The organism is Rummeliibacillus pycnus, from assembly GCF_044359855.1.
Lineage (GTDB): Bacteria > Bacillota > Bacilli > Bacillales_A > Planococcaceae > Rummeliibacillus > Rummeliibacillus pycnus_A.
The window spans coordinates 3,375,638-3,394,334 of sequence record NZ_CP132291.1; the positions used below are offsets into that span (position 1 = coordinate 3,375,638).

At 33.6% G+C, this 18,697-nt stretch carries 13 protein-coding genes; 10 read left to right on the forward strand and 3 right to left on the reverse strand.

Going from position 1 to position 18,697, the window contains the following annotated elements:
* Window positions 1–190: 190 nt before the first annotated feature.
* Window positions 191–811 (forward strand): DUF47 domain-containing protein, encoded by a 621-nt coding sequence (locus Q8X41_RS16425; protein WP_397537315.1) that lies wholly within the window; start codon window positions 191–193, stop codon window positions 809–811.
* Between the two features lie 17 nt (window positions 812–828).
* On the forward strand, window positions 829–1,827 hold the full coding sequence (locus tag Q8X41_RS16430; RefSeq protein WP_397537316.1) for an anion permease: 999 nt from the start codon (window positions 829–831) through the stop codon (window positions 1,825–1,827).
* Between the two features lie 387 nt (window positions 1,828–2,214).
* Here Q8X41_RS16430 and Q8X41_RS16435 read toward each other — a convergent pair whose 3' ends face one another.
* Entirely contained in the window at window positions 2,215–4,383 is a 2,169-nt protein-coding gene (locus Q8X41_RS16435; protein WP_397537317.1) for a YhgE/Pip family protein, read from the reverse strand.
* Window positions 4,384–4,485: 102 nt separating this feature from the next.
* Window positions 4,486–4,638 carry a hypothetical protein gene (locus tag Q8X41_RS16440; protein WP_397537318.1) on the reverse strand — a complete coding sequence of 51 codons (153 nt, stop codon included), beginning with the start codon at window positions 4,636–4,638 and terminating at the stop codon, window positions 4,486–4,488.
* A gap of 146 nt (window positions 4,639–4,784) precedes the next feature.
* Here Q8X41_RS16440 and Q8X41_RS16445 point away from each other — a divergent pair, with 146 nt between their 5' ends.
* A complete protein-coding gene (locus tag Q8X41_RS16445) occupies window positions 4,785–6,176 on the forward strand; it encodes an aldehyde dehydrogenase (protein WP_397537319.1) in 1,392 nt (463 codons plus the stop codon).
* Window positions 6,177–6,306: 130 nt separating this feature from the next.
* On the opposite strand, the gene Q8X41_RS16450 is transcribed toward Q8X41_RS16445, so the two are convergent.
* Window positions 6,307–7,884 (reverse strand): nitrogen regulation protein NR(II), encoded by a 1,578-nt coding sequence (locus tag Q8X41_RS16450; RefSeq protein WP_397537320.1) that lies wholly within the window; start codon window positions 7,882–7,884, stop codon window positions 6,307–6,309.
* 128 nt (window positions 7,885–8,012) lie between these two features.
* Between Q8X41_RS16450 and Q8X41_RS16455 the strand changes: the two genes are divergently transcribed.
* From Q8X41_RS16455 to Q8X41_RS16485, 7 genes are all read left to right on the forward strand, one after another.
* The gene (locus Q8X41_RS16455; protein ID WP_397537321.1) at window positions 8,013–9,068 is read left to right on the forward strand and encodes a M42 family metallopeptidase; all 1,056 of its coding nucleotides are present in this window, start codon (window positions 8,013–8,015) and stop codon (window positions 9,066–9,068) included.
* 17 nt (window positions 9,069–9,085) lie between these two features.
* Complete coding sequence (locus tag Q8X41_RS16460; RefSeq protein WP_397537322.1) at window positions 9,086–10,567, forward strand: UDP-N-acetylmuramoyl-L-alanyl-D-glutamate--2,6-diaminopimelate ligase; 1,482 nt, start codon at window positions 9,086–9,088, stop codon at window positions 10,565–10,567.
* Window positions 10,568–10,704: 137 nt separating this feature from the next.
* Complete coding sequence (locus Q8X41_RS16465; RefSeq protein WP_397537323.1) at window positions 10,705–12,657, forward strand: LysM peptidoglycan-binding domain-containing protein; 1,953 nt, start codon at window positions 10,705–10,707, stop codon at window positions 12,655–12,657.
* Window positions 12,658–12,864: 207 nt separating this feature from the next.
* On the forward strand, window positions 12,865–14,439 hold the full coding sequence (locus Q8X41_RS16470) for a peptide chain release factor 3 (protein WP_397537324.1): 1,575 nt from the start codon (window positions 12,865–12,867) through the stop codon (window positions 14,437–14,439).
* A gap of 482 nt (window positions 14,440–14,921) precedes the next feature.
* On the forward strand, window positions 14,922–16,007 hold the full coding sequence (locus Q8X41_RS16475) for an SDR family oxidoreductase (protein ID WP_397537325.1): 1,086 nt from the start codon (window positions 14,922–14,924) through the stop codon (window positions 16,005–16,007).
* A 243-nt stretch (window positions 16,008–16,250) separates the two neighbouring features.
* Entirely contained in the window at window positions 16,251–17,030 is a 780-nt protein-coding gene (locus tag Q8X41_RS16480) for a TerC family protein (protein WP_397537326.1), read from the forward strand.
* Window positions 17,031–17,234: 204 nt separating this feature from the next.
* Window positions 17,235–18,584 (forward strand): TrkH family potassium uptake protein, encoded by a 1,350-nt coding sequence (locus Q8X41_RS16485; RefSeq protein WP_397537327.1) that lies wholly within the window; start codon window positions 17,235–17,237, stop codon window positions 18,582–18,584.
* Window positions 18,585–18,697: the final 113 nt, after the last annotated feature.

Genomic DNA, 18,697 nt, shown 5'->3' on the forward strand with positions numbered 1-18,697 from the left:
ATGCTGTGAATAAAATGATTTTTACTAAAAAAGCTAATGGTTTTTTTCGGTTTTGTGAACGCTTATATTACAAGATTGTAAATGTTGCGTTAAATAGTGTAAATTTAAGAGAAATTTTATTAATTTATTGTTAAGATATTTTTGCGCTCAAAACAACAAGTTTTGACACTAACTTTTTCAGGAGGAATTTATGTTTAGTCGAAAAAAAGCAGATCCATTTTTTGAGGTATTAGCAAAAATTTCAGTCAACGTTCAAGAGGCAGTCCACTATGCCAATGATTTTCGTATTCAAAATTTAGAGGATCTACGAGAAATTAGTACTCGTATGAAGAAATATGAAACAGAAGGAGATACTCTGATTCATGAACTAATCGTCATGCTAAACAAATCATTTATGACCCCCATTGAAAGAGAAGATATCCTTGCTTTAGCAAATAGTATGGATGATGTTCTTGATGGTATGGAAGAATGTATCGCTCATTATGATATGTTCGCACTTACCAATATAGATGAATCGATGAATACTTTCATCAGCTATATTGTAAAAAGTGCTGATGAAATCGTAAAAGCAATGGATAAATTACAAAATAAAAACTTAACTAGCATGCGTGAAAATGCTATTTTAATAAAAGATTATGAGAGTAAGTGTGATGAAGTATTACGTACTTCTATTAAAAAATTATTTTTAAATGAAAAAGACCCAATACGTATTATCCAACTTAAAGATATATATGAACAACTAGAAGATATTGCAGATGATTGTCAAAACGTGGCGAACACGATGGAAACAATTATTATGCGTAATGCATAAGGAGCGAATGATAACGAATGGATTCAATAATTGTACTGACCGTTTTAGTCGTAATTTTCGCACTGACTTTTGACTTCATCAATGGATTTCACGACACAGCCAATGCTATTGCGACATCCGTTTCAACTAGAGCTCTACCGCCAAAAGTTGCTGTTGTGTTAGCTGCAACAATGAACTTTATAGGTGCCATTACTTTTACAGGTGTAGCAAAAGCGATTACAAAGGATATTGTCGATCCATTTGCTTTGTCTAATGGCTCTATCGTAATTTTAGCGGCATTAATAGCAGCTATAATTTGGAATTTAATTACTTGGTACTATGGTATTCCATCCAGTTCTTCGCATGCTATTATTGGTGCAATAGCTGGTGCAGCTATTGCAGCTGCAGGATTCGGTATTTTAAACTATAGTGGGTTTATAAAAATTCTAGAAGCTTTATTATTATCACCATTTATCGCTATTGCGGCAGGTTTCCTTGTGATGTCTTTATTTAAAGTGATTTTCAGAAAAGCTAATCTTTATAAAACAAATAAAGGAATTCGCATATTACAAATTTGTACTGCAGCAATTCAATCTTTTACCCATGGTACGAATGATGCGCAAAAGGCAATGGGAATTATGACAATGGCTCTCATTGCAGCTGGATGGCAAACTGGTGAGGAGATTCAAACTTGGGTACGAGTTGCAGCAGCTACTGCAATGGGTTTAGGAACTTCAATTGGTGGTTATAAAATCATCAAAACAGTGGGCGGTAAAATTATGAAACTACGTCCTATAAATGGTGCAGCGGCAGATTTAGCTTCAGCATCTGTAATCTTTGGAGCAACATTAATTCACTTACCTGTAAGTACGACACACGTTATTTCTTCTGCTATTATGGGTGTGGGATCTGCACAACGTGTAAAAGGTGTTAAATGGGGAGTGGCACGTAAAATTGTCATGACTTGGATTATTACAATGCCAACAGCAGCAGCTTTAGCAGCGGTATGCTACTTCATTTTAAATATGTTTTTCTAATAACTTTTCAACAACTGTCTAACAGCTTTAATTACTAGCTGGAGGCAGTTTTTTTGTAGAAAAAAATATAGTTATCTGAAGTTGAAGTATTAGATGAGTTGGTTATTATGTATCAAATGATTAGATATATTAGGAATATATTATGTCAGAAATATGTAGTATGGAAGGGGATTGTTACTCTAGGGGTATCTCAAGAAAAAAAGGGTATAAAAAAAGCAGGCGCTCATCTGCCTGCTCATAAGAAAAGAACTCCCGGCAATCCGTGCCGTTACGGAGTTCTTTTTTGTGATGATTTACAAGTAAATATCACATAGGTTTGGCACCTAAGATAGTATTATACAATGAATTTTGAAAAAGGCAAGTACTTTTTAATGAAATAAAAAAGGATTAATGAAAAAGACCAGACTCTCTCGATTTTCGTAACATTTTCTGTGTTAAATTACGGAGTTGTTTTTTGAAAATACTACCGAAAAGTAAGACTATAACCAGAACGACAAATAAGAAAACAAAATCAGTCCTAACTTTTGTCCAAATTATTCCCCCAATTGCTTCTCGAGCTAACGAAATAGCATAAGTGAATGGAAGAAATGGATTAAGTATTTGGAAAAACTTCGGCAAAAGTACGACTGGAAATGTTCCACCTGAACCAGCAAGCTGTAGAACAAGCAAAACGATTGATAGCGCCTTTCCTACATCTCCAAATACTGAAACGAGTGTATATACAATGGACATAAATACAAGGCTTATAAATAAACAAAATACAACGAACCAAAATGGGGCATGTACGGATACTTTTAAGATAAAAATATTACCCAAAACAATAATGATTGTTTGAAGAATTCCAATTGTCCAGAAAGTAAGAAGTTTTCCAAAATAAACTTCTCGAATTTCGTAGTCATCAACCTGTTTAGTATCAACTGATAAAAGTGAAATCAGCAAGAGACAGCCAACCCAAATGGCTAATACTGTATAAAACGGAGCCATGCCAGTCCCGTAATTTTCAATTGGAAAGACACGATGCTCATTCATCTTAATGGGCTGTTCAAAGAATGATTTTTCTGCAATAGGATTATTTATTAACAATTGAATAATGCTATTTAAATCGGTCTCTTTTTCTAAAGTTCGAATTTTATCAGCTAATCGGTGCACTCTTTCATTTACATATGGATACTCACTTATAAAGGTTTGTATACCTTTTTGTGTATCGTTAATGAAGCCATCCGTATTATTTAGTAAGGTTGCTACTTTAGGTATTGTACCCTGAATATCTGTAAGGACTTCCTTTGCACCTATCAATGTTTGCTTTGCACGATGGATTTGTTCAAAAATTGTTGGTTCCACTGTTTGCGTATATTCCTTAACAAAGCGATCTAATTCAACAGATGTATTAGTAGCAATTCGTTGTAGTTGATTTATTGAATTAGTAATTTCTTGTTCTTTATTTCCAAGTGCTGTATCCATTTTGCGGGCATTTGTTTGTGCATCGTTTAAAATTTTACTGGTAGCTTCAGTTTGTGCGATGGCCTGATCTAAAGTTTTCGAATTTGTCGAAGCATTGTTTTCTAGATTGTATTGTTTAAGTGACAGTAGAAGTTGGTTGATTGTAGATATTTTATCAATTGCTTCTGTAACTCGGGTATCTAAATTATTCTTTACAGTTTCAATTTCTGTAAAACTAATATTTGCCTGCTTTAATTGTGTTAGTAACTTGTTAGCATCCATTGCGATTTGTTGTACTGTTTGCATATCTTTTTTTACTTGAGGACTTATTGCATTTAATTGTGTCTCGGCTTGATCGATAAAATCAAGAGTATCATTAACAGTTGTTAATCCTTGAGATGTTAAGCTCTCTGTTTTGGGTATCTCTTTTTTCGCATAATTTACGATTTGCCTAGCTTTATTTACATCCAGCTGTGCGGATTTTATTTTTTTATAAATGGATGGCAAATCTTTCTCGAGTGTAAAGACAAAACTCTTTAATTTTTCAATATCAGGTAAGTCCTGTTTCATTGCAATACCAATACGATTAAAGATATCAAATATTGTCCCATTAACAGTGCCGATAAATTGGCTACTCATTGAATCGACAAGTACACTAGCACCACTGCTTGTTATTTTAGGTGCAATAGAATTAATCTTTTCATTTACAAAATATTCAAGCTGGGCTTTATGAGGATTTTCATTTACTACAGAAGCTAAATCATGAGAGAAATTTTGGGGGATAATTATTACAGAAAAATAATCACCATTATTTAGATGATCCAGTGCCCTTGTACGATTAGTAAATTGCCAATCCATATCATTATTATTTTTTAGTTTACTTATCAGTTCATTACCAGCATTAAATGTTTTACCTTGCACTGTTGCTCCAGTATCTTCATTGACAATCCCTACTAGAATTTGGTTTGTTTTTCCATACGGATCCCAAGAAGCAGCAATATTAAGCCATGCATAAAGGGATGGTAATATAATGAGGCCAGATATAATGATAGCTGATACCCAATTTGTTCTAATACTTTTTAAGTCGTTTAAGTAAATTTTCCAACTATTCTTCATCGATGCTCCACCTTTCTTGAAGGAGAAAAAAAGTATGTATACGGGCATTTACCGTATACATACCCGAAAATGGAAGGCTGGAAAATTAACCAAAAGACCTTTCTAAGATGGAGATTCTTCATGGAAATCAACATCACCTGAATTTTTTAAATACAAAAAGTCCTCATTATCTATTTCTTGCTGACGCTCTACTGAAATACCAATTGACAAGTCTCCTGAAAATAGTGATTCCCACCAAGTTTCTGTTTTTAACATCGTCTGTTCTCCCTTCGCGAGTAGAATTCAAAATTCACAAATGGTACAATTTGAAAAAGACAGTACGTGCTGGCAAATCAACATGCTATGTAGCTGAAAATAGTATGGATGGCTACACCTTTTTTATACGTTGAAGGGGGATATTTATGGCGAATTTTACTGCACAAGATGTAGAGCAGATGATAACTGAACAGCGAAATTATTTTTTTTCAAGCGCTACCAAAAAGATTGAATTTCGTAAAGAACAGTTAAGAAAACTTAAGGCTGCGATTAGCAATAATGAAAAGGGGATTATGCAGGCATTGTATGATGATCTGCATAAAAGTGAGTTTGAGGCCTATTCTACAGAAGTAGGCTTGGTATTAGAAAGCATTAGTTATATGCAAAAATATTTAGAGGAGTGGATGCATCCGGTTGCGGTTTCGACACCGATACATTTTCAACCTGCAAGGAGCTTTGTCGTAAGAGAGCCTTATGGTGTTACGCTCATTATTGGACCTTATAATTATCCATTTCAACTTGTGATGGAACCATTGATTGGTGCAATTATCGGTGGTAACACGGCAATTGTAAAGCCTTCTGAATCAGCGCCGAATACAGCAGAAATCTTAAAGAAAATCATACAAGAAACATTTGAAGAAAACTATATTCGCATTGTAGAAGGAGAAGTTGAAGAAACGACTGCACTTATTCACGCTTCATTTGACTATATATTCTTTACTGGAAGTGTTGCAGTTGGGAAAATTGTTGCGAAAGCTTGTGCTGAGCGATTAACACCCTATACATTAGAGCTTGGTGGAAAAAGCCCAGCAATTATTGATCAAACAGCAAAAATAGAAGTAGCAGTAAAACGACTTGTCTGGGGAAAATTCACAAATGCTGGTCAAACTTGTGTGGCACCTGATTATGTACTTGTCCATGAGTCGATAAAGGTACCGTTTATCAGACATTTGAAAAAAACGTTGCAAAAATTTTATGGTAAAAATGCACAAGAAAGTTCCGATTTTGGACGGATTATTAATACGAAGCAGTTTAATCGACTAGCGAATTTGTTGGATAAAGAACATGATAATATTTTATTTGGGGGTCAAACAGATCGTGATGACCTATACATTGAACCAACTATTTTACAGGATGTTACATGGAATAGTCCCATCATGGAAGATGAGATTTTTGGTCCAATTATGCCAATACTAGTTTATGATGATCTACGCCAAGTCATTCATCAAATTCGACAAAAACCAAAACCACTTGCTGCATATTTCTTTTCTGAAACGGATAAAGCGGTTCAATATTTCTTAGATGAATTGCCATTTGGAGGAGGTTGTATCAATGATACGATTACTCATGTTGCGAGCGTTCATCTACCATTTGGAGGCGTTGGAACATCAGGAGTTCATAATTACCATGGAAAAGCAAGCTTTGAATGCTTTACTCACCCAAAATCAATCTTAAAAAAATCAACAAAATTAGCGAATAACTTACTATTCCCTCCATATAAACAAAAAGTGAAATTAGTAAAAACTATTCTACGTTAAAAATAGAGATGGCTCGTCGGTTCGCCCTCGGAAAGCGCGTCGCTGTAGCGAAATTAACCAAAAACTATCTATAAAATGAAAAGGATTGTCCAACAGTCATTGGAAGATGAGAGTTGGGCAATCCTTCTATTTATTTTATCGATAATGGGAGGGAAATTGTAATTTCAGTACCTTCTCCGTATGTACTATCAATTTCTATATGGCCATGATGATCTTGAATAATTTTCTCAGTAATCATCATTCCTAATCCTGTTCCGTCAGGTTTTGTTGTATAGAACGGTTCAAATATATGATCGACTACTTCTTTTTTCATCCCTAATCCTGTATCTTCAATGCTAATTGAACAAAATTGTGTGGATGTTTTTTCAATGGTAAGTTTGATAGCACCGTCTTTTTCGATAGCTTCTACTGCATTCTTGATAAGATTGATAAGAACCTGTTTAATATGATTTGCATCACCTGTAATAGCAATATCATTATCATTCCAATGTTCAGATAAAGCAATGTTTCTAGCCTGTAGCTCAGGTTTGTATAATGTCAAAATATCGGATAACACTTTATCTATCTTAAAATCTATTGGATTCATTGAATGAGGTTTAGATAATACTAAAAATTCACTAATAATCAAATTAATTCGATCAATTTCAGAATCGATTAAATTTGTATAGAAACTATATGGTGAATTTTGATCATCATTCATCATTTGTACAAAACCAGAGATTACAGTAAGAGGATTTCGTATCTCATGTGCAACACCAGCTGCAATCTCACCCGCCATTTTTAATTTTTCGGATTGGATACGAATTTGTTCGGCTTCTTTTTTATATGAAATATCGCGTGTAATAACAGAAGTTGCGATGATTTGCCCACCTGTATCAAAAATTGGAGAAAGGGTAATTTCTGCATCGAAATAGGTGCCATCTTTTTTCATATCTTTTGTTTCGAGTAAGTCAAAACTTTCACCATTTAGCATTCTACGGATCCGGTCATTTGCATGATCTATATTTTCAGGAGGGACCATTGGTATTGATTTACCAATACATTCTTCTTTAGACCATCCATAAAGCTTAACAAATGCAGGATTTACTGCAATAACATTGTTATCTAAATCAAATACAGCAATACTATCCTTGGCATTTTCAAAAAATAATTTTAGATAGCCTTCCTTTGATAACAACTCTTGCTCTTTGCTACTTGCTTCTTGTTCTACTTTTTTCCACCTTTGATTCATATATAAAATTTGGATAATGCCAATTACCGCAAAAAAACTAATAACTAGGAAGAAAATGGTAATATCAGATCGATTATAATAATGTGAGAAATCTTTATAATGAAATTTTAATAATAAATAAAATTCTAACATTGTCACAATCATCATTAAAAAATTTAACCAAAATGACTGATATAAAGCGAGTACAAAAAGTAGTAAAATAAGAAATATTAAATAGTGCGTGTAACCGGATTGAAAGTTAATCAGCAATCCAACACTATTTAGTCCAATGACTAGAAGGATACATACTAAGCGTTCATCTGCTTTGTACCATGATAATAAACTGACAAGTAAACAAAATAGAATAGCAATGATGGGTATTGGTATTTCGTAGTCTAGTAATCCTAATAAGTTAAACAATGTATAGATGATAATTGCTGCTGTTAGGATAAATAATACGAATTGATTTCTTCTTCGCAAAACATTTGATTCCTTCATAAAGACACCTCGGATATGGTATTAATATCCACCTTGAATAGGGTATTAATACCATCATACATTATTTAGCGTTGCCGTAAAATGTCGTATTTTGATATTATGAAAAGAATAGGTAGGAGGCTTTTGTCATGAATAACACTTTTAATGAACAAGAAACAGTCAAATTACTAGGGAAATTAGCTAATATTGCGAGTCCATCAGGTTACACAATGGACATTATGAAATTTATATCAGGACTATTGAAAGAAATAGGAGTACAATTTAAACAAACTAACAAAGGTGCATTGATCGCAACAATTCCAGGGGAAAACAATGAGCGCCATCGCTTACTTACTGCTCATGTCGATACTCTTGGTGCAATTGTCAAAGATGTTAAATCGAGTGGTCGATTAAAACTGTCAATGGTAGGTGGTTTTAACTGGAATGCAGTGGAAGGAGAATGTTGTACAATTCATACTGCTTCCGGCAAAAAAATTCGAGGAACAATTTTAATGCATGAAACTTCAGTACATGTGTATAAAGGAGCAGGAGAATTACCACGTAATGATGAACATATTGAAGTACGTGTAGATGAAAAAGTCTTGAATGCTAATGATACACGAGCTATCGGTATTGAAGTAGGTGATTTCGTTTCGTTTGATCCACGTTTTGAAGTAACAGAAACGGGATTTGTAAAATCTCGCCATCTTGATGACAAAGCAAGTACCGCTTTATTGCTTCAACTTTTAAAAACGATAAAAACAAAGAAAATTGAATTGCCATATACTACACATTTCTATATCTCTAATAATGAAGAAATTGGTTATGGTGGTAATGCTAGTATTCCTTCTGAAGTTGTAGAATATATTGCTGTTGACATGGGTGCAATTGGTGATGGGCAAGCTACGGATGAGTGTACTGTATCAATTTGTGCAAAAGATTCAAGTGGTCCATATCATTATGAATTAACTCGTCAATTAGTTTCACTCGCAAAAGCAAATGTAATAGATTATAAATTAGATATCTATCCTTACTATGGCTCAGATGCATCAGCTGCCATTAGAGCAGGTTATGATATTCGCCACGCTTTATTTGGTGCTGGTATTGAGTCTTCGCACGCTTATGAAAGAACACATGTCGATTCACTACGCAATACAGCTGCATTACTGCTTGCGTATGTTACATCATCTATGATTGATGAATAATAGGAGGAAATTTAATTATGCAAGCAACACAATTACTACAATGTTTACCTGTAAAAAAAATTATCGGTACATTACCTGAAAATATTAAAGACATTGCAATTGATTCTCGCAGTGTTCAACCAAAAAGTCTATTTGTCTGTATTAAAGGTTATACAGTTGATGGTCATGACTTTGCGCAAAAGGCAGTTGATAACGGTGCAATTATTGTAGTAACAGAACATCAACTTGATTTAGAAGGTAATGTTGCGCAAGTAATCGTAAAAGATACGAATAGAGCACTTGGCTTACTAGCTGCTAAATTTTTTGATTATCCATCAAAAGATATGACAATGTTTGGGGTAACCGGAACGAATGGTAAAACAAGTGTAGCAACAATGATTGAGAATATCTTACTTGGTTTAGGTATACGCTCAGCTATGAAAGGTACCATTGGGTTTAACTTAAATGGTATTCTTTACGAATCTGGAAACACTACAAGTGATGCATTATCAACGCAACAAATGATATTCCGTGCAAGAGCAGAAGGATGTCGTGGAATGGTAATGGAAGTATCATCTCATGGTCTTGTATTAGGAAGAGTAGCAGGAGTGGATTTTGATGTAGCAATCTTCACAAATCTTACTCATGATCATTTAGATTTTCATGGAACAATGGAAAACTACGGAAATGCAAAAGGTTTGCTGTTCTCACAACTAGGACAAGATCTTGATAAAGACAAGCATGCGGTATTAAATGCTGATGATCCGTGGTCAGAAAAATATGCAGGTTTAACACCTTTTCCAATTTGGACATATGGCTTAAAGAATGAAGAAGCAATGTTCAAAGGTATTAATTGTCAATATCATGACCATATGACCTATTTTGATATGGTAACACCAGAAGGTATTTTCCCAGTACAATTACACTTACTTGGTGAATTTAATGTTTATAATGCTTTAGCTGCAACAGCTGCTCTTTATTGTAAAGGCTATGCGATTAAAGATATTATCGAACAATTAGAGGTAATGGGGCCTGTAAAAGGACGTATGCAACAAGTTTCGACAAAAGATCTTCCTATTAATATTTTTGTCGATTATGCACATACACCTGATGCAATAGAAAAAGCAATTACAGCTGCAATGCCATATAAGAAAAACAAAATGATTTTCTTAATCGGTACAGGTGGTAATCGCGATAAATCAAAGCGTCCAGATATGGCAACAGAAGCTTCTCGTGCCGATTATGTTATCTTAACAACCGACGATCCTCGCTATGAAGATTACGAAAGTATTATGAATGACCTAGAAAAAGGGATGCAACATGATCGTTATAAATGTATTGGTGATCGTGTAGAAGCAGTACGCTATGCTGTAGAGATTGCTGAACCGGGTGATATGATTATTTTTGCTGGTAAAGGTCATGAAGATTATCAAATCATAGAAAACACAAAATACCCACATAGTGATGCAGAAATAGCACTAGAAGCTGCTAGAGAAAAGTTCAAAAATACTAATAAATAATTATTTCAAATACTACAAATGTTACACTTTGTTAACATTTGTAGTATTTTTTTGTTTTTTTAGGAGAGGGAACTTAAAATTTCTAAAAATGATGCGATGATACAAGTAATAATGCTAATAAAAAGGAAGGGAGAAATATGAAATTAAAAGATAATAAGTTAACTAGTATGGATAAGAAACGGAAAGTTAATAAAGTTTTAATTGCAGGAATCTCAGCTGTCATTACGACAGCTACAGTCCCTAATATTACCCTGGCAGCTGTAAATGAGAATGTCAATAAACAAGAAACAAATAGTACAAAACTCGAGCAGTCTATTAAAAAATCTGAATTAGATGTGAAAGAGGATACCCCTACTTTAAAAAATAATTCAAAAGAAGAAATATCAATTCAAGATGAAGAATCAAAAGATGATAATACAACTATAAATAATGATGCTAGTATTATTGTAAAAGAGTCAGAGACTGAAAAAGCACTAGATCAACCTATACTACAAACTAAATCTGTAAAAGATAAAAATGTTGAAGAAAAAGAGATTTCAGCACCAGAACAAAATTATCAAGTTTTAGATACAGCGGTTAGTGTTGGCTATTACTCTGTTAATTCTTTTATAAGTGGTATTGCACCAATTGCTCGATCACTTGCACATAATAATGGATTATATGCATCTGTTATGATTGCACAAGCTACATTGGAAAGCGCTTATGGTACAAGTGATCTTTCTTCAGCACCAAATTATAATTTATTTGGGATGAAGGGTACATATAATGGGAAATATGTTTTAATGCCAACATTAGAGGATGATGGAAAGGGACATTATTCTCAAGTAAACGCTAAATTTAGAAAATATCCATCTTATCAAGGATCATTGCAGGATTATGTGAATTTAATTAGAAATGGATTATCGTGGAATCCTTATTTTTATTCGAAAGTTTGGGTTGCAAATACAAAATCATATCGAGATGCAACAGCTGCATTAACAGGTACATATGCTACGGATACACTTTATGCCACAAAGCTTAATAATCTAATAGAAACTTATAATTTAACCCAGTATGATACTGTTTATCTTGATAAGGAAGCAGCTAACGGAACATCTTCTGGGTCAAGTAAACCTACAACGGGCTCAAATAGTACACAAAGTACCTACATAATTGTTAAAGGTGATACATTATCAAAAATTGCCCAAAAATTTAATGTAACGGTATCCAATTTAAAAACATGGAATAATTTAAATTCAGATTTAATTTATATTGGTCAAAAAATAAACATAAGAAAATTAACCTCTGTTACAAAACCAGCATCGAATAGTACGAACAAAAAACCAAGTACTACAACAAATACAAAAACATACAGAGTAGTAAAAGGTGATACATTATCAAAAATTGCTCACAAATATAAAACAACAGTTGCGAATTTACAGAAATGGAATAACCTAAAGTCAGAATTAATTTTTGTAGGTCAAAAGTTAAATGTGAGTAAACCAACAACAAGTCCAAAAACATCTAATAAAACAAATGACGCCATCAAGAAACCGAGTAATACGATGAGTACTAAAATGTACACAGTAGTAAAGGGTGATTCATTATCCAGAATCGCTCAAAAGTATAAAATAACCATATCAAATATAAAAACATGGAATAATCTAAAATCAGAATTAATCTATGTTGGCCAAAAGCTAAATGTAAGTGAGCTAAAAACAAATCCTAAAAGTAATGGGCGTTTTTCCGTAACTTCTAGCAATTCAAAAAACACAACTACGTATACGGTCAAAAATGGTGATTCTCTATATGTTATTGGGAAAGTTTACAACGTCTCAGTTGCGAATTTAAAAGCATGGAATAATCTAAAATCAGAAACGATTTATATCGGCCAGAAAATTAAGATACAAAAACCTAAAAAAATGATGATTTCCTCAACTACTTCATCAACCAAAAAAACAACAGGTACCAAGAAATATACCGTACAAAGTGGTGATTCGATATCAGTTATCGGGAAAGTATATGGTGTCTCAGTAGCAAATCTAAAAAAATGGAATAACTTAAAATCAGATTTAATCTATGTAGGCCAAAAACTAATCGTAAAAAAATAAGACAATCACAACAAGTGGGGGTATTAAAACCCTCACTTTTTTTGTTATAATTGTAAGGTTAGGTTTTGAAGATGAAAATTATTGTTCAAAATATATATATAAGTATTTAAAATAGATAAGGAACGTGATACCCAGTGTAGAAAAAATTGTCTTCATTTGGATATTTTAATTTATAATAAGACGAATTGATTAGAAGGAGATAAAGAAATGAGTTCTATGTTTGAACAAGATATATTAGCTCGTCGTACGTTTGCCATCATTTCCCACCCGGATGCTGGTAAAACGACAATGACCGAAAAATTACTATACTTTGGTGGTGCCATTCGTGATGCAGGTACTGTTAAAGCAAAAAAATCAGGTAAATTTGCAACATCTGACTGGATGGAAATCGAAAAGCAACGTGGTATTTCTGTAACATCATCTGTTATGCAATTTGACTATAATGGCTGCCGTGTCAACATTTTGGACACACCAGGGCACCAAGATTTCTCTGAAGATACGTATCGTACTTTAATGGCAGTAGATAGTGCTGTTATGATTATCGATGCTGCCAAAGGGATTGAAGCGCAAACATTAAAATTATTTAAAGTTTGTAGTATGCGTGGTATTCCAATCTTTACTTTCATCAATAAGTTAGACCGTCAAGGTAAAGAACCTCTTGAATTGATGGAAGAATTAGAAGAAGTATTGGGTATACAAGCTTATGCAATGAACTGGCCTATTGGTATGGGGAAAGAATTCCTTGGTATTTATGATCGATATAATAAACGTATCGAACAATTCCGTACAGACGAAGAAAATCGTTTCTTACCATTAGATGACAATGGTGAGCTTGCTGTTGAACATGACATGAAAGAAACATCCTATTATACACAAGCAATGGACGACATTATGCTTCTAGATGAGGCTGGTAATGAGTTCTCAGAAGAACGCATTATCAAAGGCGAACTAACTCCAGTATTCTTTGGATCTGCTTTAACTAACTTTGGTGTACAAACATTTTTAGAAACGTATTTAAATTTTGCTCCAACACCACAGCCTCGTTTAACAGCAGATGAAGCTCTTGTAGAACCTTTAGATAAGGAATTTTCTGGATTTGTATTCAAAATCCAAGCGAATATGAATCCAGCACACCGTGACCGTATTGCTTTCGTACGTATTGTATCTGGTAAATTCGAGCGTGGTATGAATGTCACTTTAACACGTACTAATAAATCCTTTAAAGTAACACAATCTACACAGTTTTTAGCAGATGATCGTGAAACTGTAGATGAAGCGGTTGCTGGAGATATCATTGGTTTATATGATACAGGTACCTATCAAATCGGTGATACCATTGTTGGTGGTAAAAAAACATTCCAATTTGAAAAACTACCACAGTTTACACCAGAACTATTTGTTCGTGTAACTGCGAAAAACGTTATGAAATCAAAACATTTCCATAAAGGCATTGAACAGCTCGTACAAGAAGGAGCAATTCAATACTACAAAACACTTCATACAGAAGACGTGCTTCTTGGTGCAGTTGGTCAACTTCAATTTGAAGTATTCGAAAATCGTATGAAAAACGAATACAATGTTGATGTTCGTATGGAACCAATCGGAAACAAAATGGCTCGATGGATTGAAAATGAAGAAGATGTTAAAGAATCAATGTCAGGCCCACGCAGTATGTTAGTACATGACCGTTTCGATAACCTCGTATTCTTATTCGAAAATGAATTTGCGATGCGTTGGTTTAATGATAAAAATCCAGACATTCGATTATATAGCTTGCTTTAATAATTGCGTTGTCAAATATAATTGATATTAAGTAATAATAGAAGATATAACTGTTGCCGATAGCATAAATCGATGGATAATAAATCATATAAGGCTGTAGATAAACTAGAAGAAATTCGAGTTTATCTACAGTCTTTTTATTTTTTTAAATATATTGATAAATAAATACCGTAGCTGAACATTCATATCTGAATACTGAAAAATTAATGTGTTGAAATGTTCGAATTTAAAAAACAAAATTGGATTTATGATATTGATTTGCACAACAAATATTTGTAAATATTCTGAATAATAATTATGATAATAGAATAGAAGCATTGCAATCTGTTCGCCTATTATGGATGATTCTAGTAAATTAACGTACTATTAAAGTTTTGTAAATATAAACGGGATTCAATATGAGTGCTGATGATATATTGATAATATAATCCTAATGAGTGTTAAATTTGCCATTCTTATAACAATAGAAAGAGGGAAAATCAATGACAGTAGCCTTTTTTACCGGATTTCCAGGATTTATTGCAAGTAGGATCATTCGCGAGGCATTTAAAAAATATCATTATGAACGTATTTACGCCATTGTTTTAGCTACTCAATTTGATAAGGCAGAAAAAGAGAAAAAGGCTATTCTAACACAATTTCCAGACAGAGAGATTGTACTAATTGAAGGAGATATTACTTTACCACAATTAGATTTAAGCGATGAAACAATTATTATGCTACAAGATCAAGTGGAAGTCGTATGGCATCTAGCTGCTATCTATGATTTAGCCGTACCAAGACCTATTGCTTGGAAAGTCAATGTACATGGTACAGAGATGATGAACCTCTTTGTAGAAGAGTTACCCCATTTAAAACGTTATATGTATTTTAGTACGGCATATGTTGCAGGAACTCGCTTAGGAAATTTACTTGAGACAGAACTTGTACGTCCAGATGGATTTAAAAACTTTTATGAGGAAACGAAGTTCGAAGCAGAATTATCAGTAGACATGCTAAAAGACCGCCTTCCTGTTACAATTATACGGCCAGGTATCGTTCGGGGAGATTCAAAAACGGGAGAAACGATAAAGTTTGATGGTCCTTATTTTTTACTGAATATGATTGATCGGCTAAAAAAGTTGCCAATTCTGCCTTATATCGGCCATTCTACTTCCAAAATCAATGTAGTTCCCGTAGATTATATTTTTGAAGCTGCTGTTTATTTGAGTGAACTTGAGGAAGCGAGAGGTACCACTGTTCATTTAACAGATCCGAATCCTCATCCCGTTCAAGAAGTATATCGTGCTTTTGTAAAAGAAATAACGGGTAAAACACCAAAAGGACATATTCCGTTAAATGTTGCTCAAGCATCATTGGGTATTCACGCTATTCGTAAAAAGCTTGGTGTTGAATACGAAGCACTTGACTATTTAACTTGGAATGCAAGTTTTGATACAACAATTGCAAATACTTTATTAAAGGATTCAGGAATTAAATGTGCAGATTTTATCAATACAATTCCGACTATGATTCAATATTATGAAGAACATAAAAATAATCAGAAATATCAAATTGAAATAAAATAATCAGGTAAACCCATTTACTTTTAGATCATTTTTCTTTATACTAGGCGTATACAAAAACTAAATAACTTTTGACATTATTGTCAAAGGGGAGTAGCTATTGGGAAACCTACCTTATACTCGTCATTACATGACTTAACTGTCATCGGGTATGAGAGCAAATTTTACTTTTACAAATTGCTAAGCGAGACCTTTGCCTTTTTAGGCAGGGGTCTTTTATTTTTTGTGCAAAAAGGAGGAAATTGGATGGAAACGATATTATTGGAATATGGATGGGTATTATTAGTACTGATTGTATTGGAAGGATTATTAGCAGCAGATAATGCTGTTGTAATGGCTGTCATGGTCAAACATTTGCCACCAGTACAACAGAAAAAAGCATTGTTTTATGGATTAATAGGTGCATTTGTATTACGTTTTGCTGCACTGTTCTTAATTACATTTTTGGTTAACTGGTGGTGGGTACAGGGAATTGGTGCTGCGTATCTTCTGTTTATTTGTTGTAAACATATTTATGATATTCGAAAACATAAAAACGGTGAGGATAAGCAACAGAAAGAGAAAAAGGCATCTGGATTTTGGGCTACCGTTGTAAAAGTAGAATTGGCCGATTTAGCTTTTGCCATTGATTCGATGTTAGCAGCAGTCGCACTCGCTGTAACTTTACCAGAATTGGGTAGCTTCCATATTGGTGGTATTAATGGCGGCCAATTTGCAGTGATGTTCTTAGGTGGTATTATCGGTTTAATCATTATGCGATTTGCAGCGCAGTGGTTTGTGCGCATATTACAACAATACCCATCCCTTGAAACAGCTGCATTCTTAATCGTTGGATGGGTTGGTGTAAAACTAACTGTGATGACATTAGCGCATCCTAAAGTTGGAATATTAGATGAACATTTCCCCCACTCCGTATTATGGAAAAGTATTTTCTGGAGCGTTCTCGTCTTAATAGCTCTGGGTGGTTATATCACAGGTGTACGAAATAAAAAGAAGTTAGCAGTGAATCAAACGAAACATATATAAGAGATTGAAGAATAATCCCAAAAAATCCTATTCGCAGGAATTTTCGAATAGGATTTTTTTATGATCAAATTGGGTACATGGTTACTTTATATAGTGTATATATAATGAAATTTATAAGTTGAATATCATAAGGCTCTTTCTTTTTTGCCTTATTTTGCATACAATTGATTGTATCATGGTTTCAAGAGTGAAAGGATCGATATTATGGGGACAGCTAAAGAATTAAATAAGCGTTCAACGCCATTCCAAGCGATCGTTTCATATTACTTTGTTGCTATAGCTATTTCATTTATTCTTTTAAGATTACCAGGTGTGCATCAAGATGGTGTACATGTATCCTTATTAGATAGTTTGTTTACAGCTGTAAGTACAGTAAGTGTTACGGGATTATCAGTTGTCAATATTTCAGAGACGTATACTACCTTTGGAATTGTGATGCTGACTTTAATTATGCAGCTTGGTGCAATCGGTATTATGTCATTAGGTACCTTCACATGGCTTTTGTTCGGAAAAAAAATTGGTTTACGTGAGAGACAATTAATTATGGTAGACCATAATCAATATAATCTATCAGGTGTAGTACATTTAATTAAAGAGATTCTCAAAATATTATTGGGGATTGAATTCATTGGGGCAACAATTTTAACTCTTTATTTTACACAGTATTATGACACATTTAAAGAGGCTCTTTATAACGGATTATTTGCTGCAATCTCTGCTACAACTAACTCAGGTTTTGATATAACAGGAAGTTCTTTGGAACCTTTTCATCATGATTATTTCGTACAATTGATTAATATGATCATGATGGTATTAGGGACTATTGGATTTCCTGTATTAATTGAAGTGAAAAGATTCCTTTCAAATACAGACCAGAATTTTAAGTTTTCTCTTTTCACGAAAATTACAACTTCAACTTACGCTATTCTATTTGTTGTTGGTTCATTGGGGATCTTAATATTAGAATCTTTCCATTCGTTTAAAGGAATGAGCTGGCATGAAGCATTGTTTACAGCAATGTTCCATTCTCTATCTGCAAGATCTTCAGGATTCGTAACAGTTGATATATCGAATTTCAATGAAGCGACAGATATCTTTTTAAGTGCGCTAATGTTTATTGGGGCTTCGCCAAATTCCGTTGGGGGAGGTATTCGAACGACAACTTTTGCGGTTGCCATTCTTTTCTTGATCAATTTTGCAAGGAATAAAACAGATATTCAAATCTTCCATCGTGAAATTCATATGATTGATGTATACCGTTCTTACGTAGTTATTATTGTATCGATTTTCATAGTATTTGTAGCAACAATGATTTTAACATTATCAGAGCCAAATGCGACACTAATGCAAATTATTTTTGAAATTACATCTGCATTCGGGACAGTTGGAATGTCGCTGGGCTTAACAGAACATTTATCAGCATTTGGTAAAGTCGTTATGATGGTTCTAATGTTCATAGGAAGGGTTGGAATAATTTCTTTCTTATATTCGATAGGCGGGAAATCTAAAAAAACAAATTATCATTACCCAAAAGAGCGTGTAATAATTGGTTAATCATATTAGGCTATAAAGCAAAGAGAAAAGGGATATCTATAAGCTGTTTAATGCTTATTAGAAATCCCTTTTTATTATTCGGTTAGAGAGATCTATCTCTTATTAATGGGCAG

Excerpts from the sequence above, each read along its gene's own strand:
- Q8X41_RS16425 (WP_397537315.1), top strand. The coding sequence starts at position 191 with ATGTTTAGTCGAAAAAAAGCAGATCCATTTTTTGAGGTATTAGCAAAA.
- Q8X41_RS16430 (WP_397537316.1), top strand. The coding sequence starts at position 829 with ATGGATTCAATAATTGTACTGACCGTTTTAGTCGTAATTTTCGCACTG.
- Q8X41_RS16435 (WP_397537317.1), bottom strand. The coding sequence starts at position 4,383 with ATGAAGAATAGTTGGAAAATTTACTTAAACGACTTAAAAAGTATTAGA.
- Q8X41_RS16440 (WP_397537318.1), bottom strand. The coding sequence starts at position 4,638 with ATGTTAAAAACAGAAACTTGGTGGGAATCACTATTTTCAGGAGACTTG.
- Q8X41_RS16445 (WP_397537319.1), top strand. The coding sequence starts at position 4,785 with ATGGCGAATTTTACTGCACAAGATGTAGAGCAGATGATAACTGAACAG.
- Q8X41_RS16450 (WP_397537320.1), bottom strand. The coding sequence starts at position 7,884 with ATGAAGGAATCAAATGTTTTGCGAAGAAGAAATCAATTCGTATTATTT.
- Q8X41_RS16455 (WP_397537321.1), top strand. The coding sequence starts at position 8,013 with ATGAATAACACTTTTAATGAACAAGAAACAGTCAAATTACTAGGGAAA.
- Q8X41_RS16460 (WP_397537322.1), top strand. The coding sequence starts at position 9,086 with ATGCAAGCAACACAATTACTACAATGTTTACCTGTAAAAAAAATTATC.
- Q8X41_RS16465 (WP_397537323.1), top strand. The coding sequence starts at position 10,705 with ATGAAATTAAAAGATAATAAGTTAACTAGTATGGATAAGAAACGGAAA.
- Q8X41_RS16470 (WP_397537324.1), top strand. The coding sequence starts at position 12,865 with ATGAGTTCTATGTTTGAACAAGATATATTAGCTCGTCGTACGTTTGCC.
- Q8X41_RS16475 (WP_397537325.1), top strand. The coding sequence starts at position 14,922 with ATGACAGTAGCCTTTTTTACCGGATTTCCAGGATTTATTGCAAGTAGG.
- Q8X41_RS16480 (WP_397537326.1), top strand. The coding sequence starts at position 16,251 with ATGGAAACGATATTATTGGAATATGGATGGGTATTATTAGTACTGATT.
- Q8X41_RS16485 (WP_397537327.1), top strand. The coding sequence starts at position 17,235 with ATGGGGACAGCTAAAGAATTAAATAAGCGTTCAACGCCATTCCAAGCG.